The sequence below is a fragment of the Pinisolibacter sp. DMC100 genome, assembly GCF_056313705.1.
In genome coordinates this window covers 1750789-1774210 of the sequence record NZ_JBQUZT010000001.1, presented here as the reverse complement: position 1 = coordinate 1774210, position 23422 = coordinate 1750789, and the positions used below count along the sequence as shown (strand labels likewise).

Sequence of the window (23422 nt, the reverse complement as noted above, 5' to 3'; positions counted from 1 at the left end):
TCTCGTCGACGTGATGCCCGGCGGGACATCACGAAATCGTTTTCAGTCTCGATTGCGGCGGTTTCCCGCGAATTCTACCGCGACAACGATATCAGCCTTTCGTCTAATTTTTCTGACGTCGCGTCAGCTTCGCGTGGAAACTGTACGGCCACGTGGTTTCCCGTATGCGGGCAAATCGCTGTGACGCAATGATTTCTTTAACCACCACGGCCTATTTTTGCAGCGGAACGCCTGCGAGAGCCGGAACAAGAAAACATGTTCAGCCGCATCAAACTGACCCTCGGGCTTCGGTTTCTCACGATCATCGCCATCGCGGTCGTGATCATGAGTGCCGGAACGATCTATGCGATCTACCAGTTCCGCGAGGCGATGATCGAGCTGCGCCAGCAGCAGGCCAAGGCGGTGATCGACACCACCGCCTCCCATCTCGGCGGATTGCAGCGCAAGGTCGCGGCCGGCGAGATGACGCCGGAGGCCGCCCGCAAGGCAGGCGCCGAGGCAATCGCGGCGATCCGTTTCGAGGGCGACAACTACATCTTCGCCTACGACAAGGCCGGCCATCTGGTCGCCTCCGGCAATCCCGACCTGAAGGTCGGCTCCGACGCCAAGGGCGTGATCACCGCCGACGGCAAGATGCTGATGAAGGAGATGATGGCGGTCGCCGCGGCGGGCGGCGGCTTCGTCGACTATCAGTGGAAGCGGCCGGGCGACGGTTCGATCAGCCGCAAGAGCGCCTATGCCCTGACCGTCCCCGGCTTCGACTGGATGATCGGCTCCGGCACCCACGTGACCGACGTCGACACGACCATCATCCGCACCGTGATGTGGATCTCCGCCGGCTGCACGCCGGCGATGGTCGCCTTCGTGATCTATGCGCTGTGGCTCGGCCGCGGCATCTCGCGCCCGATCAACCGCCTGACCGGCGTCATGGACGAGCTCGCCGCCGGCGACACCTCGGGCAAGGTCCCCTACACGGTCCGCAACGACGAGGTCGGCGAGATCGCCCGCGCCGTCGAGGTGTTCCGTCAGTCGATGATCGAGCGTGACGCGCTGAAGCTCGAGGAGGCCAACATCGCCGACGAGCACAATGCCCGCGCCGGCCGCATCGAGAAGATCATCTCCGACTTCCGCGGCGAGGCGGCACAGATCGTCGCCTTCGTCCGCACCACGGCGCAGGACATGACGGTCTCGGCCGAAGAGCTGACCAAGACGGCGCGCGAGACCGGCCAGTCGATGCACGAGGCCGAGAAACTCGCCTATGCCGACGCCGAGCACGTCGCCGCCGTGGCGCATGCGACGTCGGAACTGTCGTCGACCGTCATCGACGTCGGCCGCCAGACCTCCGAGGCCGGCCGCATCACCTCGGAAGGCGCCGAACAGGGTCGCGAGGCGCGCCAGGGCGTCGCCGCGCTCGCCGACACCGCCGAGAAGATCGGCGTCGTCGTCGACCTGATCCGCGCCATCGCCGACCAGACCAATCTCCTCGCCCTCAACGCCACGATCGAGGCGGCGCGGGCCGGTGAGGCGGGCAAGGGCTTCGCGGTCGTCGCCTCCGAGGTCAAGCAGCTCGCCACCCAGACCACCAAGGCCACCGAAGAGATCGGCGGCAGCGTCGCCGCCATCCAGTCGGCGACCCGCGAGGCGGTTCGTCAGATCGCCTCGGTGACGCATTCGCTGGAGGCGATCGAGAATTCGAGCTCGACCATCGCGCAGGCCGTCGAGGAACAGACCGCCACCACCAACCAGATCTCCGACCGTTCGCGCGACGTGGCACGCGACACCGCGCTGCTCACCGAGGCGATCTCGCGGGTGGCCGGCGCCGTCGACGACACCTCGCGCGTCGCCGACGAGGTCACCGGTGTCGCCAAGGAACTGGCCGAGGCCGCCAGCGAACTCGACGGCCGCATCTCGCGTTTCCTCCAGGACGTCGCGGCGGCCTGACGCCCGATCGTCCCGCCCGCATGCACAAAGAGGCCGCCTCATGGGCGGCCTCTTTCGTTTCGACGTCGTCGGATCGACCGACCTCAGCCCGCGTCGGCGGGGCGATGGTGGGAGTGCCAGTGCCAGGCGATGTCGATGCGGCGCGGGATCCACACCTTCTCCTTCGACGCGATGTAGTCGAGGAAGCGGGCGAGACCGGCGGCGCGGCCGGGGCGACCGACGATGCGGCAGTGGAGGCCGACCGACATCATCTTCGGGCTCGTCGCCCCCTCCTCCCACAGGACGTCGAACGTGTCCTTGAGATACTGGAAGAACTGCACGCTCTCGGTGAAGCCCGGCGCGTTCGAGAACCGCATGTCGTTGGTCTCGAGGCTGTAGGGGATGACGAGATGCGGCCCCTTCGGGCCCTCCTCCCAATAGGGCAGGTCGTCGGCATAGGTGTCGCTGTCGTAGACGAAGCCGCCTTCCGCCTTGACCAGATCGCGGGTGTTGACCGAGGTGCGGCCGGTGTACCAGCCGAGCGGGCGCGAGCCGGTCACTTGCGTGTGGATGCGGATCGCCTCTTCGACGTGGGCGCGTTCCTCTTCCGCGGTGAAGTGGCGGTAGTCGATCCACTTCAGGCCGTGGCTGGCGATCTCCCAGTTCGCCTCCTTCATCGCCGCGACGATCTCGGGATTGCGGGCGAGCGCGGTGGCGACGCCGTAGACGGTGACCGGCATCTCGCGGGCGGTGAACATCCGCCACAGTCGCCAGAAGCCGGCGCGCGAGCCGTATTCGTACATGCTCTCGACGTTCATGTGGCGCTGGCCCGGCCAGGGCTGGGCGCCGAGCACGTCGGAGAGGAAGGCCTCGGAGGCGGCATCGCCGTGCAGGATGCAGTTCTCGCCGCCCTCCTCGTAGTTCACCACGAACTGCACCGCCACGCGCGCGCCGCCCGGCCACTTCGGGTCCGGCGGGTTGCGGCCGTAGCCGATCAGGTCGCGGGGATAGGCGGTATCGGCGGTCATGGGTCACCCTCGCAGCGTATACGGTGACGCATACAGTGCGTCCGTCGCCGGCGCGAATTCAACCCCCGCCGCGCGGAGACCATCCATTCGGGAAACGGAGAGCCGCTCAGCGCCGCCGCGACCGCGAAGGGGCGACGCGGATCGGCACGGGCTCGAGCCGCGGCGCGGGGGTCGGAAGCTTCAGCACCTCGAGCCTCATGCCGCCGCCCGGACCGTCGTCGTCGTCGTCCTTGGGCAGCAGCATCACCGCCGTCGCCATGGCGACCGAGCACATGGTGACGAGGAAGCCGAAGACAAGAAGGATGAGGCCGATCCACGGCTCGCTCGAGCGCATGATCAGCGAACGCAGGTGGGCGGTGTCGGTCACCAGCACGACGGCGACGAGCACCAGCGCGACCGCTGCGCCGATCAGCCAGTTGACCGCGAAGAGGCGGAGCAGCGGGTCGTCGCGCAGGCGACGCGGCCCACCCGCCAGGGCGAGATCGGGGTCGGCGAGCATGGGGTCGCTCGGCTCGAATTCCCCATCGCGACGATCGTCGTTCATGCGGGCTGTCTCCCGAAGCGCTCTCGGAGAAGAGGATAGCGCGGCGTCTCGTCCCGCACAGAGGAAAAGCGCCGAAGTAGACAAAAAGATGCAGACGCCGTCGAAAACGTCACGATCGCGTGCGACGATCGGGCACGGATGGCGGCAATCCGACAGAATGACGATGGCACGAAACGTGCTTTGTCATCTGCCAGTCGATCGACTCACTCGAAGAGGCCACGGAGCGCGACATGACGGACAGAAAGACGTCGCCCGGCGTCGCAGAATGGACGCCGACCACCAGGGTCCTCGGCGAGTGTCCGCCGGGCTGGCAGGCCGATGCCCATGCCATGGCGATCGACGCGCGCATCGCCGAGATGCGGGCCTTTCTCGCCCGGATGCGACCGACGAGCGACGCCGAGGCGCTGAAGTGCCTGTGCGACGCCTTTCCCGAGGCGAGCCTGTCGGCCCGCGTCGCGGTCATCGCGGGCGTGGCGCGGCGCTGAGGCTCAAAGACCGACGTCGTCGACGTCGGGCTGCGGCACCGAGGCTTCCGCCGCCTTGTGGGCGCGGTCCAGACGCCGGAAGGCATGCCAGCCGAGAGGAATGCAGACGAGATAGGCGATGGTGGCGATCGCCAGGAACGGGAACGGCCAGCTGACCAGGAAGGCGATCAGCATCACCACCGCGACGATCATCGGCACGACCTGCTCGCGCGGCACCCGGGCGCCGATCTTCTTGCCCGACCAGGTCGGGATGGTCGAAACCATCAGGAAGGCGACGAGCGCGAGATAGATCGCGACCACGCCGGCGATCGGACGGGCGGGGGCGAACTCGAAGATCTGCGCCAGATAGAGCGGCAGCAGCGCGGCGATGGCGCCGGCGGGCGCCGGCATGCCGGTGAAGAAGTTCGCCTGCCAGGCGGGCTTCTCGGTGTCGAGCTGGGTGTTGAAACGGGCGAGGCGCAGCACGGCGCCGAGCACATAGGCGAGCACCGCGATCCAGCCGAAGTTGCCGGCGAGCTTCAGCACCCAGATGTAGAGCAGCAGACCCGGCACGACGCCGAAGTTGACGAAGTCGGCGAGGCTGTCGAGCTCGGCGCCGAAGCGCGAGGTTCCCTTCAGCCAGCGCGCGACGCGGCCGTCGACGGCATCGAGCAGGGCGGCGAGCACCACCGCGCCGACCGCCCATTCGAAGCGGCCGTCGAGACCCATGCGGATGCCGGTGAGGCCGGCGCAGAGCGCCAGCAGCGTCACCAGATTGGGCAGGATGACGCGGAAGGGCAGCGAGCGCAGGCGCGCGAAACGGCGCCCGGTGCGGATCGACTGGTGGTCGACTTCGGGAAAAAGCTCGCTCATCGTCCGATCTCCGGATGCGGTCGCCCGATCAGGCGGCGTGGTAGACCGGCGCGGCGGCGCCGCCCGTCGTCAGGTCGGCGAGGATGGTCTCGCCGGCGATCGTCGTCTGGCCCAGCGCCACCTTGGCCACGGTGCCGACCGGCAGATAGACGTCGAGGCGCGAGCCGAAGCGGATCATGCCGATGCGGGTGCCGACCGTGTGGTGCGAGCCCTCGGTCGTCCAGGTGACGATGCGGCGGGCGACGAGGCCGGCGATCTGGACGCAGCCGATGGTGCCGAGCGAATGGCGGATGACGAAGCCGTTGCGCTCGTTGAATTCGGACGCCTTGTCGAGCTCGGCGTTGAGGAACTTGCCGGGCGTGTAGGCGATCTTCTCGATCTCGCCGGTGATCGGCATGCGGTTCACGTGGACGTTGAACACGTTCATGAAGATCGACACGCGCAGCATCGGCTCGGCCGGAAGACCCAGTTCCGGCGGCGGCAGGACCTCGCCGACATGGGAGACGCGGCCGTCGGCGGGGGCGACCACCAGGCCCTCGGCCTCGGGGGTGACACGGACCGGATCACGGAAGAAGGCGGCGACCCAGATCGTCAGACCGAGCAGGATCCAGAACAGCGGCTGCCAGAAGGCGCCGAGCACCAGCGTCAGGATCAGCGCGATCGCCACGAAGGGCCAGCCTTCGCGATTGACCGGGGGGAAGGCCTTGGTGATCGTCGCCCAGAGGGAATCCATGCCGTCAGCTCTCGTCTATCAGCGCGGGTGCGCGGGGTCTCGTCTCGGTGCGCGCGGGCGCAGGGTGCCCAAGGACCTATACGGGAACGGCGGCGAAGAAAAGGCCGCACGTCGGCGCAGGCGGTTCGGCGGGCACACGGCCCGCCCCTCACTCCGCCGCCGGTGCGCCGCGCTTGACGATGCCGAACGGGTCTTCGGCCTCGGTCTTCTCCAGCTGTTCGCGGGCCTCGTCGGCGGCGCGCTGGCGGGTCCACATCGAGGCGTAGAGACCACCCCTGGCGAGGAGCTCCTCGTGGCGGCCGCGTTCGGCGACGACGCCCTTGTCGAGCACCAGGATCTCGTCGGCGCCGACCACCGTCGACAGGCGGTGGGCGATGACCAGCGTGGTGCGGTTGCGCGAGACGCGGTCGAGCGCCTCCTGGATCTCGCGTTCGGTGTGGGTGTCGAGCGCCGAGGTCGCCTCGTCGAGCATCAGGATCGGCGGCGCCTTGAGAATGGTGCGGGCGATCGCCACGCGCTGCTTCTCGCCGCCCGAGAGCTTGAGGCCGCGCTCGCCGACTTCCGTCTCCCAGTGCTTGGGCAGACGCTCGACGAAATCGGCGATCTGGGCGAGGCGGGCGGCCTCGCGCACGTCCTCTTCCGAGGCGTCGGGGCGGCCGTAGCGGATGTTGTAGGCGATGGTGTCGTTGAACAGCACCGTGTCCTGCGGAACCATGCCGATGGCGCCGCGCAGGCTCTCCTGCGTCACGTCGCGGATGTCCTGGCCGTCGACGGTGATGCGGCCGCCCTTGACGTCGAAGAAGCGGAAGAGCAGCCGCGAGATGGTCGACTTGCCCGCCCCCGAGGGGCCGACGATGGCGACGGTCTTGCCGGCCGGCACCTCGAAGGTGACGCCCTTGAGGATCTGGCGCTCGGGATCGTAGGCGAAGTGGACGTCCTCGAAGCGGATGGTGGCGTCGCGCACCACGAGGGGCTTGGCGTCCGGCTTGTCGGCGACCTCGGCCGGCTGTCCGAGGATCGAGAACAGGCTCTCGATGTCGACGAGCGACTGCTTGATCTCGCGATAGAGCGTGCCGATGAAGTTGAGCGGCACCGACAGCTGCATCATCAGCGCGTTGATCATTACGAAGTGGCCGACCGACTGCTCGCCCTTCGACACCGACCAGGCCGACAGGCCCATGCAGGCCGCCATGCCGATCGAGAAGATCACCGCCTGGCCCATGTTGAGCCAGGAGAGCGAGGTGTAGGTGCGGATGGCGGCGCGCTCGTATTTCGCCATGGCGCGATCGTAGCGATCGGCCTCGAGGCGCTCGGCGCCGAAATACTTCACCGTCTCGAAGTTGAGCAGGCTGTCGACCGCCTTCGACATGGAGTCGTTGTCGGCGTCGTTCATGTCGCGGCGGATGTCCATCCGCCAGTCCGACGCCTTGACCGAGAACCAGACGTAGATCCAGGTCGTCACCGCGATGACGGCGACGTAGGTCCAGTCGAACTCCCACAGGATCACCGCCGCCATCAGGGCGAATTCCACGATGGTCGGGAAGCCGGCGAGGATGGAGATGCGGACGATGGTCTCGATGCCCTTGGCGCCGCGCTCGACGATGCGGGAGAGGCCGCCGGTGCGGCGCTGCAGGTGGAAACGCAGCGACAGGGCGTGGAGGTGGCGGAAGGTCTCGGTGGCGAGTTCGCGCACGGCGTGCTGGCCGACGGCGGCGAAGAGCGCGTCGCGCAGCTGGTTGAAGCCGTTGGAGGCGATCCGCACCATGCCCCAGGCGACGACCAGCATGATCGGCGCGGCGAGAAGCCCGGTGGCGGTCGGCCCGGCGCCCGAGGGGGCGAGCGCGTCCGTCGTCCACTTGTAGACGTAGGGCATCCACACCGTCAGCACCTTGCCGGCAACGAGGGCGAGCAGCGCCCAGATCACGGCACGCTTCAGGTCGGGACGGGCGGCGGGCCACAGGTGGGGCCACAGCTCGCGCAGCGTCTCGAGCGTCTTGCCGTCGCCGACCGGAACGTTCGGGCCGACGGGCTTGTGGTGTCGCGACATGGGAATCTCTTCGGGAAGGCGGGCTTGGAACGTTTCCATGTAAGGCGTCGGCGGCGGAATTCAAACCCCATGGCGCGCAGGGCGGCCCCGACGGGCCGTTCTTTCGCGAAAGGGGTTCCACGGGCGGGCGAAGCGGATAGACTTGACCCATGCTGCATCGCGAAAGCCCGATCCGGGCCGACGACGGAGATCCCCCCTGTGAGCGCGCTTTCCTCCATCTGCATCTACTGCGGTTCCGGCAAGGGTGCCGATCCGGCCTTCGAGACGGCGGCGGTCGATCTCGGCCGACTGCTGGCGCGTGAAGGCATCCGCCTCGTCTACGGCGGCGGCTCGCTCGGCCTGATGGGGGCGGCGGCGCGCGCCTGCCTCGCCGGGGGCGGCAAGGTGACGGGCATCATCCCGCAGTTCCTGGTCGACATGGAGGTGATGCTGCCGGAGGTCTCCGAGCTGATCGTCACCGCCGACATGCACGAGCGCAAGCGGCTGATGTTCGACCACGCCGACGCCTTCGTGGCGCTGCCGGGCGGCATCGGCACGCTCGAGGAGGTGGTCGAACAGATGACCTGGGCGCAGCTCGGCCAGCACGCCAAGCCGATCGTGCTCGCCAACATCGCCGGCTTCTGGGACCCGTTCGTGGCGCTGCTCTCCCACATGAAGGACAGCGCCTTCATCCGCCCGCGCTTCGAACTCTCCTACGGTGTGGCGAACGCGATCGACGAGATCCTGCCGAAGATGCGCAAGCGCCTCGGCCAGCTCGCCGAACAGGCCGATCAGGCGATCACCGCGGAACAGGCGGCGGTGGATCTGAAGAAGATGTGAGGGGCGCCGCCCCTCACCCCGCCTTCTCGACCCCGGCCTTCACCAGCTTGTAGACCACCGAGTCCATCAGCGCCTGGAACGAGGCGTCGATGATGTTCTCGCTGACGCCGATCGTCGTCCAATGGTTCTTGGCGCCGTCGCGGCTCTCGATCAGGACGCGGGTCGTCGCCCCCGTGCCGCCGTTGAGGATGCGGACCTTGAAGTCGACCAGCTCGAGATCCTCGATCGCCGCCTGATAGGGGCCGAGATCCTTGCGCAGCGCCGCGTCGAGGGCGTTGACCGGGCCGTTGCCCTCCGCCACCGACAGGAACAGGTCCTCGCCGATGCGCACCTTCACGATCGCCTCCGACTGGGTGACCATCTCGCCCATGCCGTCCGAGCGCTGGCCGACGATGACGCGGAAGGACTGGACGTCGAAGTAGCGCGGCACGGCACCGAGGGTGCGGCGGGCGAGCAGTTCCAGCGAGGCGTCCGCCGCCTCGTAGGAGAAGCCGCGCGCCTCGCGCTCCTTCACTTCCGAGAGCAACGTGTCGAGCTTCGGGTTGGCCTTGTCGACCTCGATGCCGAAACGGGCGAGTTCGGCGAGGAGGTTCGACTTGCCGGCCTGATCGGAGACGAGCACCCGGCGGCGATTGCCGACGCTCTCGGGCTCGACGTGCTCGTAGGTCTTGGGGTCCTTGACGATCGCCGAGGCGTGGATCCCGGCCTTGGTGGCGAAGGCATTGGCGCCGACATACGGCGCATGCCGATTGGGCGAGCGGTTGAGGATGTCGTCGAAGGCGCGGCTGACGTGGGTCAGCTCCTTCAGCTTTCCGGCCTCGACGCCGGTGACGAAGCGGTCGGAGAACTCCGGCTTCAACGACAGCGTGCCGATGATCGTCACCAGATTGGCGTTGCCGCAGCGCTCGCCGATGCCGTTGAGCGTGCCCTGGACCTGACGCACGCCGGCGCGCACCGCGGCGAGCGAGTTGGCGACCGCCTGGCCGGTGTCGTCGTGGGCATGGATGCCGAGATGGCTGCCGGGCACCACTTCCGTCACGGCGCGGACGATCGCGTCGACCTCGTGCGGCAGGGTACCGCCGTTGGTGTCGCAGAGCACGACCCAACGGGCGCCGCTGTCGTAGGCCGCGCGAGCGACCTCGAGGGCATAGGCGGGGTTCGCCTTCCAACCGTCGAAGAAGTGCTCGCAGTCGATCATCGCCTCGCGGCCGCGGGCGATCGCCGCTTCCACCGTCTGGCGGACGCAGGCGACGTTCTCCTCGAGCGTCGTGCCGAGCGCGACGTGGACGTGGTAGTCCCAGGACTTGGCGACGAAACAGTTGGCGTCGGCGGCGGCCGCGAGCAGCGCAGCGAGGCCGGGGTCGTTCGACACCGAGACGCCGGCGCGCTTGGTCATGCCGAAGGCGGTGAAGCGGGCGCGCTTGGTGCGCTTCTCCTCGAAGAAGGCGCTGTCGGTCGGGTTGGCGCCGGGATAGCCGCCCTCGACATAGTCGACGCCGAGATCGTCGAGCAGACGGGCGATCTTCACCTTGTCGTCGAGGGTGAAGTCGACGCCGGAGGTCTGTGCACCGTCGCGCAGGGTGGTGTCGAAGAGGTGGACGCGCTCTTTCATCGGACTTCTCTCGGCTCTGTCACGCGTCGGCGCGCGGCGGCCATTCGGCCGTGTCGTGGTCGGGATGCTGGTAGGAGACGATGTCGGCGAAGAAGGTCTCCGCCGTCGCCTGCTGCTCGGGCGGGCGGCCGGGGAGCCCCGCCAGTTCGTGGAACCAGGGCATGCGGCTCTCGACGCCGACCTGGATCGCCGGGCGGATGTCGGCGGGATGATCGAAGGCGCCGAGCGCCACCTCGACCACGGGGAAGCCGTCCGGCTCGTAGGTCAGCGGCGTGCCGCAGTCGGGGCAGAAGCCACGGGCGATCTTGTTCGACGAGCGGAAGCGCTTGGGCTCGCCGCGGGTCCACACCAGACCCTTGGCGGTGACGAGCGGTCCGTAATGCCCGCCGAAGGCCTTCTGGCACATGCGGCAATGGCAGATCGACGCGCGTCCGAGATCCTCACAACGAAAACGGATGGCGCCGCACTGGCACCCACCGGTGAACCCCGTCATGGCAAGTCCCTCCCCTTCGGATCGGCCTCTTCAGATCAGCCCCTTCCAGCGCAGGACGACGACCGTGAGCGCCGAGAGCAGCGCGATCTTCACCGCGATGAAGATCGAGACCTTCAACACCGGATTCATCGGCTCGCGCTTTCCCGGATCGCTCATCGTGCCGGTTCCCCAGAGCGCGTCATCGCGCCGGTTCCCACGTCGTCTTCATCTCGCCGGTTGCCGGATCCTTGGCGTCCTTGATGACGAGACCCATCGCCGTCAGCTGGTCGCGAATGCGGTCGCTCTCGGCCCAGTTGCGGGCCTGACGGGCGGCCAGACGATCGGCGATCAGCGCCTCGACGGCGGCGACGTCGACCTCGACGGCCGACTTGCGGCGCGCCGCCCAGGCCTCGCCCGTGTCGGCGAAGAAGCCGAGGAAGCGGAGCGAACCCGCGAGCGCGTCGCGGGCGCCCTCGCCGCCGGTGCGCTGGGCGGCGTTCCTCAGCGCATGCAGCTCGGCGATCGCCTTCGGGGTCGAGAGGTCGTCGCAGAGCGCCTCGACGACCGCCTTGGCCGGACGGGTGCCGGGGACGTCGCCGGCGAACCAGTACCAGTCGTCGAGCGTCTTCCAGCTCTCCTCGAGGCTCTTCACGGTCCAGTCGATCGGCTGGCGATAGTGCGTCTTCATCATGGTGAAGCGCAGCACCTCGCCCGGCCAGTCGGCGAGCAACTGGTTGATGGTGAGGAAGTTGCCGAGCGACTTCGACATCTTCTCGCCTTCGACCTGAAGGAAGCCGTTGTGCATCCAGACGTTCGCCATCACGTCGTGGCCGAAGGCGCAACGCGACTGGGCGACCTCGTTCTCGTGATGCGGGAAGACCAGATCGATGCCGCCGCCGTGGATGTCGAAGGTCTCGCCGAGGTGCTTCCAGCTCATGGCGGAGCACTCGAGGTGCCAGCCCGGACGGCCGCGGCCCCAGGGGCTCTCCCAGCCGGGCTCGTTCTCGGTCGACGGCTTCCACAGCACGAAGTCCATCTCGCCGCGCTTGTAGGGCGCGACGTCGACGCGGGCGCCGGCGATCATGTCGTCGAGCGGACGGCGCGACAGGCGGCCGTAGTCGGCCATCGACGGCACGTCGAAGAGGACGTGGCCTTCGGCGGCATAGGCATGGCCGGAGGCGATCAGCCGCTCGATGATGGCGATCATCTCGGCGATGTGCTCGGTGGCGCGCGGCTGGACGGTGGGCGCCAGCGTGCCGAGCGCTGTGACGTCGGCCTGGAACTGCGCCTCGGTCGCGCTCGTCACCTGGCGGATCGCGTCGTTGAGCGCGAGACCGGGGAAGTCGCGGGCGGCGCGCGCATTGATCTTGTCGTCGACGTCCGTGATGTTGCGCACGTAGGTCACGGCACTGGTGCCGTAGAGGTGGCGCAGCAGGCGGAAGAGCAGGTCGAAGACGATGACCGGGCGGGCATTGCCGATGTGGGCGAAGTCGTAGACCGTCGGCCCGCAGACGTACATGCGCACGTTGGCGGGATCGATCGGCGAGAAGTCTTCCTTCTCGCGAGTGAGCGTGTTGTAGAGCTTCAGGACCACGACCGGTCTCCTCGAATGCCGCATTTCAACGCGGACCATGAACGTCGAGACGAATTTCCCCGCCCGCCGGCCGGGGTTTCATCTGGGCTTTTCGAGGAAAGACAGACGGAACCGGGCCAGCGAAGCTGCTAGCCGCAAATAATGCAAATGGCGATCTGCGCGAGACGCGCGACGGGTCCGTTCGTCATGGCGCGAGAAGTGACGGATTTCGGGCCTGCCGTCAAGGGAGCGCGGATGCTTCAGAAGGTCCGCGCGAAGTCGATCACCAGTTTGACGATGAGCGCCACCACCGCGATCAGGAAGACCTTGCGCAGGAACTTCGAGCCGTAGCGCAGCGCGACGCGGGCGCCGACCTGGGCGCCGAGGAAGTTCGCCGCCGCCATGGCGAGTGCCACCGGCCACATCACCGCCCCCGACGCCGCGAAGAACAGGATGGCGGCGATGTTGGTCGTGGCGTTGACGATCTTGGTGGCGGCGTTCGCCCTGACCATGTCGAGGCCGAAGAGGCGGACGAAGCCGAAGATCAGGAACGAACCCGTGCCGGGACCGAAGATGCCGTCGTAGAAGCCGATACCGCCGCCCATCGCGGCCGCCTTCGGCCGGTCGGCGGCGACCGGCTCACGGGTGGCGACGCTGCCGAAGTCCTTCTTGAGGAAGGTGTAGAGCGCGGCGCCGATCATCAGCACGATGACCAGGGGCAGCATCACCCGGCGCGGCAGCGACGAGGCGAAGATCGCACCGGAGAACGAGCCGACGAAGGCGGCGATGGTCGCCGGGATCACGATCAGCCAGGGCATCCTCACCCGGCGGACGAAGTGCAGCGCCGCCGCCGCCGTACCCACCACGCTCGCCACCTTGTTGGTGCCGAAGAGCGCCGGGATCGAGGTCGTCGGGAAGAGTGCGAGCAGCGCCGGCACCTGGATCAGACCACCACCGCCACCGACCGCGTCGACCATGCCGGCGAAGAAGGAAGCGCCGAGCAGCAACGGCCATTGATCGGGAAACATGGAACACCTCGGGAGCCGCGCGGGGCGGAAGAACATGCGCCGCCCGACCCTGCGGCCGGACGGCGGAAACGGACGGGTGGGAACCGTCAGCGCAGCGTGGCGCGCTTCAGGCAGAGTTGGAGGCGGAAGCGCGTGTCGGCCGAGGCCTGCTGCACCGCCGTCATGCGGCTCCAGCCGATCTCGGCGCGGCAGCGCTCGAGCGCGCGGTCGGCGGCGGTGCGGGTGGTGGTCGCGGTCTGGGCGGCGGCCGCCAGCGGGGCGGCGACGATCAGGGCGAGCGCGAGGAGGACGGGCTTCATCGGTCGGCTCACTTGACGAAGTCGGCGCAGCGCGGCGGCGGCTCGACGCCCCAGGGCATCAGCGGCACCGAGGAGGTGGAATTCTTCGGGCTGCCTTCGATGATCTTGTCGGTATAGACCATGTAGACGAGGACGTTGCGTTTGGCGTCGCAACCGCGCACGATCTGCATCTTCTTGAAGAAGAGCGAGCGTCGTTCGCGGAACATCTCGTCGCCCTGCGCCAACGGGCGCTTGAACTTGACCGGGCCGACCTGACGGCAGGCGAGCGAGACGTCGGAGGTCTGTTCGGCGACACCGAGCATGCCCTTGACGCCGCCGCGCTCGGGAACGGTGAAGTGACAGGCGACGCCTTCGACGTCGGGATCGTCGATGCCGTAGACCGCGAGCTTGTCGTCGGGGGTGAGCAGCTTCCACACCGTCGACTTCTTGAAGACCAGATCGGGCTCCTCGGCGCGCGCCGAAAGGGGCACCGCCGCGAGGGCGAAGGCGAGGAGAGCGAAGGCGAGGCGCGACGTCATGGGGTACTCCCGCGGAATGGCGAGGTGCCAGAGCATCCGACGATTCGGGCGGTACGAAGGCCCGAAATCGCCCGGATCGCCGCCGTTCGCGACGACCGGGCCCGACAGGCGTCCGCGTTTTGACTTTGGCTACCAAATGCGGGTTATAGCTCGTCCCGACGGAGGTGTCGCCGGGGCGACGACGGGGACGGACATGTTCGAAACGAGGGGCAGAGCGACGGTGCGCCGACGCACGCGGGGGTTCGCACGGGCGATCCCGGCCGCGGTCGCGCTGCTGTGCGCCGTCCTCGCGCCGTCCTTCGCTTCGGCCCAGTCGGCGGTCGACCAGTATGCCTCGGCGATCCGCGAACAGCGCGAGGCGATCGCCACCAACCGCGCGGCGCGGGCGCGCTGCGGCGCGCCGGGCGATCCGCGCTGCGCCGCGATCGACGACCGCGCCAAGCTGATGGCCGACAATCTGGCGCGGCTCGAGCGCCAGCATGCCCGGATGGGCGGCTCGGCCGCCGCCCGCGCCCCCGAGCCGTCGCGCTTCGTGCCGCCGCCGCCCGGCCCGCCGCACGGGCGTTTCGAACCGCCGCCGGGGGTGCAGACCTATCAACAGCCGGCGCCGCAACAGCAGCAGCGCTCGCTGTTCTCGTTCCTGTTCGAGCCGCGCGGCTCGCAGACGCGGCCCGCACCTTACGAGCCCGGGCGGGCGGCGCCGTCGGGCGTCACCATCTACCCCGGTGACGGCGACCCGAACGCCGCGCTCACCGCCGGCGGCGAGACGACGATCGGCGGGGCGGGTGCGTGGTCGGGCAACTACCGCACGCTCTGCGTCCGCACCTGCGACGGCTTCTTCTTCCCCGTGACGTTCAACGCCTCGCGGGCGCGGATGAAGACCGACGCCAACGTCTGCAAGGCGCTGTGCCCGGCGGCCGAGACCCGGCTCTACTATCACGACACGACGGGCCAGGAGGCGGAGGACGCGGTCGCCGCCGACGACGGCACGCCGATCACCCGGCTGCCGAACGCCTTCGTCTATCGCACCAAGGTGGTGTCGAACTGCAGCTGCGGCGCGCCCGACCTCAAGGCGATCCCGGCGGGCGCCGGCGGGCTGATGGGCACGCGCGAGGCGCGGGCGGGCATCGACGCCGGGGCGCCGCTGCCGCGTGTCCGCCCGGCCCCCGATCAGGATCCCGAGACGCAGGCGCTGCGGATGTCCGGCCTCGCCATCGACGACGTCGCGCCGCAGACCCCGGTCTCGGCCGAGGCCGCCGCCAAGATCGCCGAATCCGAGCTTCCCGCGGCGCCGAAGGTCAGGACAGTCGGGCCGAAGTACTTCTCCGACCGATGAGCGGCATGAGGCGCTTCATCTCCGGCCCGTGATCGCGGCCGGTGAGCGCGAGGCGCAGCGGCAGGAAGAGATCGCGGCCCTTGCGCCCGGTCGCCGCCTGGATCGCCTTGGTCCAGAGCCCCCAGGTCGTCTCGTCCCACGGCTCCTCGGGAAGGAGACGCACGGCTTCGGCGAGGAACTCGCCCTGCCCGTCCGCCTTCACCGACACCGCGTCGGAGCGAACCACCTCGGCCCATTCGGCGACGTCGGCGAGCTTCGCCAGATTGTCGCGCACCGCGAGCCAGAAGGCCTCGCCGAGATCGGCGTCGAGGGCGGCGAGCCTGTCGCGCACCTCGGCGTGGCCGAGGTGATGGACGAGGCGGGCGTTGATCGTGTCGAGCTCGTGGGGATCGAACTTGGCGGTCGAGCGTGACATCGCCGAGAGTTCGGCGTGGGGCGCGAGGCTTTCGAGATCCGGATAGGCGTGGACCTCTTCCGACGAGCCGATCAGCACGGCGATCGAGGCGACGGTCATCGCCTCGTAGCCGGCGTCGCGAAGCGAGCGAATGGAGAGCGAGCCGAGCCGCTTCGACAGCGCCTCGCCGGTCGTCGCGGCCAGCAGATTGTGATGGGCGAAGCGCGGCACCGGGCCGCCGAGCGCCTCGAAGATCTCGATCTGGACGCCGGTATTGGTGACGTGGTCCTCGCCACGAACGACGTCGGTCACGCCCATCTCGATGTCGTCGACGACCGAACCGAGCGTGTAGAGGCAGGTGCCGTCGGCGCGGATCAGCACCGGATCGGAGAGCGAGGCGGTGTCGACCGACTGACGGCCGCGCACGCCGTCCTCCCACGTGACCGGCCTGCCGTCGAGGCGGAAGCGCCAGTGCGGCCGGCGACCCTCGGCCTCGAAGGCGGCGATCTCGTCGGGGGTCAGCGTCAGCGCCGCGCGGTCGTAGATCGGCGGCAGGCCGCGGGCGAGCTGGCGGCGACGGCGGCGCTCGAGTTCGTCGGGCGTCTCGAAGGCGGGATAGAGACGGTCGGCCGCCTTCAGCCGTTCGACGGCGAGGGCGTAGCGATCGAGCCGTTCCGACTGGCGCTCGACACGATCCGGCACGATGCCGAGCCAGGCGAGATCCTCGGCGATGGCGTCGGCATATTCGCGCTTCGAGCGCTCGGTGTCGGTGTCGTCGTAGCGCAGGATGAACGTCCCCCCGCGGGCCTTGGCCCAGAGGAAGTTCAGGAGCGCGGTGCGCGCGTTGCCGATGTGGATCAGGCCGGACGGCGACGGCGCGAAGCGGGTGACGGGTGCGGTCACGGGGGATCCGTTCGGGTCAGAAGTCGACGACGTCGGTCTGCGGCTTCACCGGCAGCGGTGCAGCCGGCAGGTCGGGCTTCACGCCCGGATCGCGGAAGCCGTTGGTGATCGGATAGCGGCGGTCGCGGCCGAAGTTGCGGTGGCCGATCTTCACGCCGGGGGCGGCCTGACGGCGCTTGTATTCGGCGACGTAGAGCAGCCGCTCGATGCGGCGCACCGTCGGCTCGTCGAAGCCTTCGGCGACGATCTCGGCGACCGCCATCTCGCGCTCCACCAGCCGCGTCAGGATGCCGTCGAGCACGTCGTAGGGCGGCAGGCTGTCCTGGTCGGTCTGGTTCTCGCGCAGTTCCGCGGTCGGCGCCTTGGTGATGATGCGGTCGGGGACGACCTCGCCGGCCGGGCCGAGCGCACCCTCGGGGCGGTTGGCGTTGCGCCAGCGCGAGGCGGCGTAGACCTCGGTCTTGTAGAGATCCTTGATCGGGTTGAAGCCGCCGTTCATGTCGCCGTAGAGCGTGGCGTAGCCGACGGACATCTCCGACTTGTTGCCGGTCGTCACCACCATCGGCCCGAACTTGTTGGAGATCGCCATCAGGATGGTGCCGCGGGTGCGCGACTGGAGGTTCTCTTCCGTGATGTCGGGGGTCTTGCCGGCGAACATCGGCGCCAGCGCACCGAGGAAGCCCTCGACCGGATCGGAGATCGGCACGACGTCGTAGCGGATGCCGAGACGACGGGCGCAGTCGGCGGCGTCCTCGAGGCTGTCGGACGAGGTCCAGCGATAGGGCAGCATCACCGCATGCACCCGGTCGGCGCCGAGCGCATCGACCGCCATCGCCGCGACGATCGCCGAATCGATGCCGCCGGAGAGGCCGAGCACCACGCCGGGGAAGCGGTTCTTGTTGACGTAGTCGCGCAGGCCCAGGACGCAGGCGGTGTAGTCGCCGGCGGTCCCCTCCTCGACCAGTGCCTTCTCGCCCGGGCTCGGCACCCAGCGGCCGGAGACCTTGCGGAACTCGACGAGGCCGAGCGCCTCGCGGAAGGCCGGCATCTGCACGACGAGGTTCGCATTCGCATCGAGCACGAAGGAGGCGCCGTCGAAGACCAGTTCGTCCTGGCCGCCGACCTGATTGAGATAGGCGAGCGGCAGGCCGCTCTCCTTCACCCGCGCCACGGCGACGGAGAAGCGTTCGTCCATCACCGCGCGGCGGAAGGGCGAACCGTTGGGAACGAGCAGGATCTCGGCGCCGGTCTCGGCGAGGCATTCGACCACGTCCGGCTTCCAGACGTCCTCGCAGATCGGCACGCCGACGCGCACGCCGCGCACCGGCATCGGGCCGGAGAGATCGCCGGGGACGAAGACGCGCTTCTCGTCGAAGGGGCCGTAGTTGGGCAGGTCGACCTTGAAGCGCAGATGGCGGATGGCGCCGCCGTCGACGAGCGCATGGGCGTTGTGCAGCCGCCCTTCGGCGAGCCAGGGCGTGCCGATCAGCACCGCCGGGCCGCCGTCGGCGGTATCGGCGGCGAGGTCGGCGACCGCGGCCATGCAGGTCGCCTGGAAGGCGGGCTTCAGGACGAGGTCTTCCGGCGGATAGCCGGCGAGGAAGAGCTCGGAGAACAGCACCACGTCGGCACCGTGACGCGCGGCTTCGGCCCGGGCGGCACGCGCCTTGGCGAGGTTGCCGGCGACGTCGCCGACGATCGGGTTCGACTGCGCGAGGGCGACGAGAAGGCGATCGGTCATGCCCCGGTCTTAGCGCGCGCCGGGGCGGGCGACAACGGGCGGCTTGCGCGAAGCACCCTTGTGCGCGGCGCGGTCGGCGATCTCGGCGCGGGTCAGCGCATGGGGATGGGCGTGCAACGTCGTGTCGTGATACTCGACGAAGATCAGGTCGGCATCGTAGTCGACCATGCGGCCGACGCGGGCACCGAGCCTGAGGCGCAACGCCTGTCCGCCGGCGGCGGCCACCGCGAGGGCGTCGACGTCGCAGTTGAAGCCCGACAGATCGTAGAGATTCTCGACGAAGCACCGCTTTTCGGTCGGCAGGCGGAAGAGATCGCGGGCGGCGCGGTTGGCGAAGGCGATCTCGCCGGTGGTGATCGACACCAGCACGATCGGATGCTTCACCCATTCGAGCGCCTTGTGACGGGCATCGGCCTCGGCGGCACTCGGCGATGCGGCGGGCGGCGGCGGCAGTTCCGGCGGCTGCGCGGCCTCGGCGGCGATCGCCAGGCCCGTCTCGATCGCCTGAGCGAGCGCCGCGACGGGATGATCGCCGACTTCCGTGCCGACGGCGCGAGACTTGGCGTTGAAGGTCATGACGAGGCCCGACATGTCGCCGACGCCGTCGCCCCAGGGGTTGGCACGCCAGGCGAGCCGCGGACTGCCGAGACCACCGAGCGACAGGGTGCCGGAGACGGCGGAGGAATTCTGGATCGCCTCGAGCAGCAGCTCGCGCGTCCCCTTGGGCATGCGCTTTTCGATGACGGCGGCCCAGTCGCCCGACGTCTCCTCCTCGTCGGTGACGCCGAAGAGGTCGAGAGCGTTGCGGTTGAGCCGGCGCACGCGAAGCTGGTCGTCGAAGATGACGATGCCGCTGTCGGAGGAGATGAACAGCGCCTCGACGATGAAGGACAGGCTCTTGGCGAGCCGCTCGACTTCGTGGACGTGCTCGGTGACCTCGACCAGACCGATCACCTTGGCGTCGCGACCGGTGCCGACCTGACGGCCGGCCATGCGGATGTGGATGATCGGCCCCCAGGTCGCCTGGATGGCGAGCTCGACGGGCTCGTCGCCGCGACCGTCGAGGATGCCGGCGAGGAAGGAACGAAAGCGCCCCTGGTCCTCGGGCACGACGCGGGCGATCAGCTTCTCGAGCGGCGCGACCTGATAACCGCGTTCGCTCTCTTCGCCGCGGGGACGGCCGAGGCCCTTGGGCCAATAGACGAGCCCACGCTCGAGTTCGACCATCCAATAGCCGACGCCGAGTGCGTATCCGACCTTCTTGACGGCTTCCACGACGTCGTGCATCGCGACGCCTCCGTTCGACGCGCCGTGCCGCAAGACGCGGCGACGGACCTCCCATGCGGCGACGATATTGGTCGATCGGTTCGATTCGATCGAATCCAAACCCTAAAATTCGAACGATTTCGCAATTTCAGAGTGTAGCGCGCGCGGCGCTCTCATGCTGCGCGGTCGGCGACCAGCGCGACGGCGAAAATCAGCAACACGGCGCCGAATCCGCGCGCCTGCAGGCGCGTCAGGCGCGGCCGGCCGGCGACGAGGCGGCCGATCGCCGTGCCGCCGAGCGCGTAGGCGAGATCGAAGGCCATGCCGACGGCGACGAGCACCGCGCCGAGCAGGGCGAAACGGGCGCCGACCGCACTCTCGTCGGCGGCGACGAACTGCGGCAGCAGCACCGAACAGAAGAGCAGCGCCTTGGGGTTGGGCAGGTTGGTGGCGACGCCTTTCAGGAAGGCACGACCGAGCGAGACACCGCCATCGGCGGGAGCCGCCGCGTCGGGCGCCGACAGGAGTGCGGGCGAACGGGCGATCTCGACGCCGAGCCAGGCGATCCAGGCGGCGCCGAGGAGGCGCATGGCGTCGTAGAGCGCCGGCGCCGAACGCAGCAGCGCGGCGAGCCCGGCACCGGCGAGCGCGACGTGGACGGCACGTGCGACCGCCAGCCCCGCCGCCGCGGCGAGGGCGGGAAGGCGGCCGTCGCGAATGCCGGTCTGCAGCACCAGGATCATGTCGGCGCCGGGCAGGAGATAGACCAGCGCCAACGCGACGACGAAGGCCGAAAGGCTCGTGGCTTCCATGGGATCACCTCCTCGACGAGGAAGCGATAGCACCGATGGGCGGGGCCGATCCCTGCGTTTCGTGCTTCATATCGGCGTGCGATCGGCATATCCTGCCAATCTTCTGTGAATTACGACGGATTCATGCCGGGATGAAGCTCGACGCCATCGATCGGCGCATTCTCGCCGCCCTGCAACGCGACGGTCGGCTCTCCAACGTCGACCTCGCCGAGGCGGTCGGGCTGTCGCCGTCGCCCTGCCTGAGACGGGTGAAGATGCTGGAGAAGGCCGGGGTGATCGCCGGCTATCACGCCACGCTCGAGCGCAAGGCGGTCGGGCTGGGGCTGACGGTCTTCGTCGGCGTCAAGGTGGAGCGCCACCACGACGAACAGGCGACCGCCTTCCGCGACGCGGTCGGCGGGCTGGCGGAGGTGGTCTCCTGCCACCTCGTCTCGGGCGAGGCCGACTTCCTGTTGCAGGTGGTGGTGCCCGATCTCGCCGGCTACGAGCGCTTCCTGCTCGGCACGCTGCTGAAGCTGCCGGGGGTCAGCGACATCCGCTCGAACTTCGCCATCCAGACGGTGAAGAGCGGCGCGCCGCTGCCACTCGATCACCTGCCGGATGCGATCGACGCTCAGGCCGCGAAGCGGTAGGCGTCGAGGGCGAGGACCGCGAACTGGGTCTCGCGGTGGATCACCGTGCCCGCCCCGCCGGCGCCGAGCGCCACGAAGAAGGGCAGGAAATGCTCGTCGGTCGGGTGGTTGCGACCGCCGAAGGGGGCTTGGGCGCGGTAGTCGATCAGCGCCTCGACGTCGTTTGCCGCCACCTTCTCGGCGACCCAGTCGGCGAAGTCGGTCACCCAGCGCTCGGCTTCCTCGGTCATCGGGCGCAGGCCGCCGAGAGGGCCGAAGGCGGCGTGGAGATTGTGGGTGAGCGAGCCCGAGCCGAGGATCAGCACGCCCTCCTGCGCAAGCGGCGCCAGCGCCCGGCCGATCTCGAAATGATGGCGCGGATCGCGGCGCGGCTGCACCGAGACCTGGACGACGGGGATGTCGGCCTCCGGATACATCAGCTTCAGCGGCACCCAGGTGCCGTGGTCGAAGCCGCGGCTCTCGACGCGGGCGGGATCGAGCCCGGCCTCGCCGAGGAGCGACAGCACGCGCTCGCCGAGCGCCGGATCGCCGGGCGCCGAATACTGCATGCGGTAGAGCTCGCGCTCGAAACCGCCGAAGTCGTGGACGGTCTCCGGCCGCGGGTCGACGACGACGGCGGGGCGTGTCGCCATGAAATGGGCGGAGACCGAGACGACCGCCTTCGGCCGCGGCATCGCCCCGCCGAGACCGGCGAGGAACGAGCGCGTGGCGCTGTCGTGCAGGATCATGTTGGGGGCGCCGTGGGAGACGAAGATCGGCGCGATCGGGGTGGCGGTGTCGGTCATGATGACGATCCTCGGCCACCCCGGATCGTCCGATGGGAGATCGTGACGGGAAGGCCTCTTTCGTCTTCACAAATCGGCCGAGACGGCCGTGAATTCAACGACGACGGCCCCCCGGAAACGAGAAAGGATCGTTCGATCTTCTCGAACGATCCTTTCGTATCGGGGCGGATCGTCCGCCGGGCTCACTCGGCCGCGGCGGCGAGCGCCGGGCGACCGGCGCGATCCTTCTTGAGTTCCTCGGCGACGAGGAAAGCCAGTTCGAGAGCCTGGGCCGCGTTGAGGCGCGGGTCGCAGGCGGTCTCGTAGGCCTGGGAGAGATCGGCCTCCTGAATGGCCACGGCGCCGCCGGTGCATTCGGTGACGTTCTTGCCGGTCATCTCGAGGTGGACGCCGCCCGCCCAGGTGCCTTCGGCGCGATGGACCTCGAAGAAGCTCTGCACTTCCGAGAGGACCTTGTCGAAGGGACGGGTCTTGTGGCCGGTCGCCGAGGTCACGGTGTTGCCGTGCATCGGGTCGCAGGACCACACGACGTTGCGACCCTCGCGAGCCACCGCGCGGACCATCTCCGGCAGGTGCTTGCCGATCTTCTCCGAGCCGAAGCGCGCGATGAGGGTCAGGCGACCCGCCTCGTTCTTCGGATCGAGCGCCTCGATCAGGCGGAGCAGGCCGTCGATGTCGAGGCTCGGGCCGCACTTGAGGCCGATCGGGTTGGCGATGCCGCGCATGTACTCGACATGGGCGTGGTCAGGCTGACGGGTGCGGTCGCCGATCCACAGCATGTGGGCGGAGGTGTCGTACCAGCCGCCCTCGACCGAGTCCTCACGCGTCAGCGCCTCCTCGTAGGGGAGCAGCAGCGCCTCGTGCGAGGTGTAGAAGTCGACGGTCTGCAGCTGCGGCACGGTCTCGGCGGTCAGGCCGCAGGCGGCCATGAAGTCGAGCGCCTCGGAGATGCGCTCGGCGACTTCCGAGAAGCGCTCGGCGACCGGGCTGTCGGCGAGGAACTCGACCATCCACTTCTGCACGCGCTCGAGCTTGGCGTAACCCCCGTTGGCGAGGCCGCGCAGCAGGTTCAGCGTCGCCGCCGACTGGCGGTAGACCATGCGCATGCGCTGCGGATCGGGGATGCGCGACTCCGCCGTGAAGTCGAAGCCGTTGATGATGTCGCCGCGGTAGGACGGCAGCTCGACGCCGTCGCGCTTCTCGATGTCGGAGGAGCGCGGCTTGGCGAACTGGCCGGCGATGCGGCCGACCTTGACGACCGGCAGACCGGCCGAATGGGTCAGCACCACCGACATCGACAGGAAGATGCGGAAGAAGTCGCGGATCTGATTGGCGGAGTGCTCGGCAAAGCTCTCGGCGCAGTCGCCGCCCTGGAGCAGGAAAGCCTTGCGCTCGGCCACGCGGCCGAGGTTCTTGCGCAGACGGCGCACTTCGTCGGCGATCGCCAACGGCGGCCAGGTGCGCAGGTCTTCCTCGACCGCCTGAAGCAGGGCCTGATCGGCATAGACCGGCACCTGGACGATCGGCTTGCCACGCCAGCTCGTCGGCGACCAGTCGGCCGAGTTCCCGGACTTCGTCATTTCAAGATCCTCCGCCCGTCGTCATGCGGGCTCGCTTGTCCAT

The 23422-nt window shown here is 68.9% G+C and carries 23 protein-coding genes; 5 read left to right on the top strand and 18 right to left on the bottom strand.

Annotation, left to right across the window (positions count from 1 at the left end):
• The first annotated feature begins 255 nt into the window (after positions 1-255).
• The gene (locus ACT541_RS08200) at positions 256-1941 is read left to right on the top strand and encodes a methyl-accepting chemotaxis protein (RefSeq protein ID WP_476135768.1); all 1686 of its coding nucleotides are present in this window, start codon (positions 256-258) and stop codon (positions 1939-1941) included.
• A gap of 83 nt (positions 1942-2024) precedes the next feature.
• Here the strand turns inward: ACT541_RS08200 and puuE are convergent, their stop codons facing one another.
• Together puuE and ACT541_RS08190 are read right to left on the bottom strand one after the other, a co-directional pair.
• Positions 2025-2948, bottom strand: coding sequence for an allantoinase PuuE (gene puuE, locus ACT541_RS08195; RefSeq protein WP_476135766.1), 924 nt, complete (start codon positions 2946-2948; stop codon positions 2025-2027).
• 106 nt (positions 2949-3054) lie between these two features.
• Positions 3055-3492, bottom strand: coding sequence for a hypothetical protein (locus tag ACT541_RS08190; RefSeq protein WP_476135764.1), 438 nt, complete (start codon positions 3490-3492; stop codon positions 3055-3057).
• Positions 3493-3722: 230 nt separating this feature from the next.
• On the opposite strand from ACT541_RS08190, the gene ACT541_RS08185 reads away from it, so the two are divergent.
• Entirely contained in the window at positions 3723-3977 is a 255-nt protein-coding gene (locus ACT541_RS08185; RefSeq protein WP_476135763.1) for a hypothetical protein, read from the top strand.
• A gap of 3 nt (positions 3978-3980) precedes the next feature.
• On the opposite strand, the gene ACT541_RS08180 is transcribed toward ACT541_RS08185, so the two are convergent.
• From ACT541_RS08180 to ACT541_RS08170, 3 genes are all read right to left on the bottom strand, one after another.
• Positions 3981-4829, bottom strand: coding sequence for a CDP-alcohol phosphatidyltransferase family protein (locus tag ACT541_RS08180; RefSeq protein ID WP_476135761.1), 849 nt, complete (start codon positions 4827-4829; stop codon positions 3981-3983).
• Positions 4830-4857: 28 nt separating this feature from the next.
• Complete coding sequence (locus ACT541_RS08175; RefSeq protein WP_476135759.1) at positions 4858-5562, bottom strand: phosphatidylserine decarboxylase; 705 nt, start codon at positions 5560-5562, stop codon at positions 4858-4860.
• Between the two features lie 148 nt (positions 5563-5710).
• Positions 5711-7609, bottom strand: coding sequence for an ABCB family ABC transporter ATP-binding protein/permease (locus ACT541_RS08170; protein WP_476135757.1), 1899 nt, complete (start codon positions 7607-7609; stop codon positions 5711-5713).
• Between the two features lie 198 nt (positions 7610-7807).
• Here ACT541_RS08170 and ACT541_RS08165 point away from each other — a divergent pair, with 198 nt between their 5' ends.
• The gene (locus tag ACT541_RS08165; protein WP_476135755.1) at positions 7808-8428 is read left to right on the top strand and encodes an LOG family protein; all 621 of its coding nucleotides are present in this window, start codon (positions 7808-7810) and stop codon (positions 8426-8428) included.
• Positions 8429-8441: 13 nt separating this feature from the next.
• On the opposite strand, the gene cimA is transcribed toward ACT541_RS08165, so the two are convergent.
• The 7 genes from cimA to ACT541_RS08130 all read right to left on the bottom strand — a co-directional run bounded on the left by cimA (position 8442) and on the right by ACT541_RS08130 (position 13930).
• The gene (gene cimA, locus ACT541_RS08160; protein WP_476135753.1) at positions 8442-10040 is read right to left on the bottom strand and encodes a citramalate synthase; all 1599 of its coding nucleotides are present in this window, start codon (positions 10038-10040) and stop codon (positions 8442-8444) included.
• 19 nt (positions 10041-10059) lie between these two features.
• Complete coding sequence (locus ACT541_RS08155) at positions 10060-10533, bottom strand: GFA family protein (protein WP_476135751.1); 474 nt, start codon at positions 10531-10533, stop codon at positions 10060-10062.
• Positions 10534-10563: 30 nt separating this feature from the next.
• On the bottom strand, positions 10564-10689 hold the full coding sequence (locus tag ACT541_RS08150) for a hypothetical protein (protein ID WP_476135749.1): 126 nt from the start codon (positions 10687-10689) through the stop codon (positions 10564-10566).
• 22 nt (positions 10690-10711) lie between these two features.
• Positions 10712-12106: a cysteine--tRNA ligase gene (gene cysS / locus ACT541_RS08145; protein ID WP_476135747.1), complete on the bottom strand. Its 1395-nt coding sequence runs from the start codon at positions 12104-12106 to the stop codon at positions 10712-10714.
• A gap of 239 nt (positions 12107-12345) precedes the next feature.
• Positions 12346-13113 carry a sulfite exporter TauE/SafE family protein gene (locus tag ACT541_RS08140; RefSeq protein ID WP_476135745.1) on the bottom strand — a complete coding sequence of 256 codons (768 nt, stop codon included), beginning with the start codon at positions 13111-13113 and terminating at the stop codon, positions 12346-12348.
• 86 nt (positions 13114-13199) lie between these two features.
• Complete coding sequence (locus ACT541_RS08135; RefSeq protein ID WP_476135743.1) at positions 13200-13412, bottom strand: hypothetical protein; 213 nt, start codon at positions 13410-13412, stop codon at positions 13200-13202.
• An 8-nt stretch (positions 13413-13420) separates the two neighbouring features.
• Positions 13421-13930 carry a CreA family protein gene (locus ACT541_RS08130; protein ID WP_476135742.1) on the bottom strand — a complete coding sequence of 170 codons (510 nt, stop codon included), beginning with the start codon at positions 13928-13930 and terminating at the stop codon, positions 13421-13423.
• 193 nt (positions 13931-14123) lie between these two features.
• On the opposite strand from ACT541_RS08130, the gene ACT541_RS08125 reads away from it, so the two are divergent.
• Positions 14124-15266 (top strand): DUF2865 domain-containing protein, encoded by a 1143-nt coding sequence (locus ACT541_RS08125; protein ID WP_476135740.1) that lies wholly within the window; start codon positions 14124-14126, stop codon positions 15264-15266.
• Here the strand turns inward: ACT541_RS08125 and gltX are convergent.
• The 4 genes from gltX to ACT541_RS08105 all read right to left on the bottom strand — a co-directional run bounded on the left by gltX (position 15229) and on the right by ACT541_RS08105 (position 20382).
• Positions 15229-16563 carry a glutamate--tRNA ligase gene (gene gltX, locus ACT541_RS08120; protein ID WP_476135738.1) on the bottom strand — a complete coding sequence of 445 codons (1335 nt, stop codon included), beginning with the start codon at positions 16561-16563 and terminating at the stop codon, positions 15229-15231. The genes ACT541_RS08125 and gltX overlap by 38 nt on opposite strands.
• 16 nt (positions 16564-16579) lie before the next feature.
• Positions 16580-18304: an NAD+ synthase gene (locus ACT541_RS08115; protein ID WP_476135736.1), complete on the bottom strand. Its 1725-nt coding sequence runs from the start codon at positions 18302-18304 to the stop codon at positions 16580-16582.
• Between the two features lie 9 nt (positions 18305-18313).
• A complete protein-coding gene (locus ACT541_RS08110) occupies positions 18314-19591 on the bottom strand; it encodes a PAS domain-containing protein (RefSeq protein WP_476135735.1) in 1278 nt (425 codons plus the stop codon).
• A gap of 152 nt (positions 19592-19743) precedes the next feature.
• Positions 19744-20382 (bottom strand): LysE family translocator, encoded by a 639-nt coding sequence (locus ACT541_RS08105; RefSeq protein WP_476135733.1) that lies wholly within the window; start codon positions 20380-20382, stop codon positions 19744-19746.
• Positions 20383-20513: 131 nt separating this feature from the next.
• Between ACT541_RS08105 and ACT541_RS08100 the strand changes: the two genes are divergently transcribed.
• Positions 20514-21014: an Lrp/AsnC family transcriptional regulator gene (locus ACT541_RS08100; protein ID WP_476135732.1), complete on the top strand. Its 501-nt coding sequence runs from the start codon at positions 20514-20516 to the stop codon at positions 21012-21014.
• On the opposite strand, the gene ACT541_RS08095 is transcribed toward ACT541_RS08100, so the two are convergent.
• Both ACT541_RS08095 and ACT541_RS08090 read right to left on the bottom strand, forming a co-directional pair.
• The gene (locus ACT541_RS08095) at positions 20996-21799 is read right to left on the bottom strand and encodes a DODA-type extradiol aromatic ring-opening family dioxygenase (RefSeq protein WP_476135730.1); all 804 of its coding nucleotides are present in this window, start codon (positions 21797-21799) and stop codon (positions 20996-20998) included. The two genes, ACT541_RS08100 and ACT541_RS08095, sit on opposite strands and share 19 nt — an antisense overlap.
• A 182-nt stretch (positions 21800-21981) precedes the next feature.
• On the bottom strand, positions 21982-23379 hold the full coding sequence (locus ACT541_RS08090) for a class II 3-deoxy-7-phosphoheptulonate synthase (protein WP_476135729.1): 1398 nt from the start codon (positions 23377-23379) through the stop codon (positions 21982-21984).
• Positions 23380-23422 lie beyond the last annotated feature (43 nt).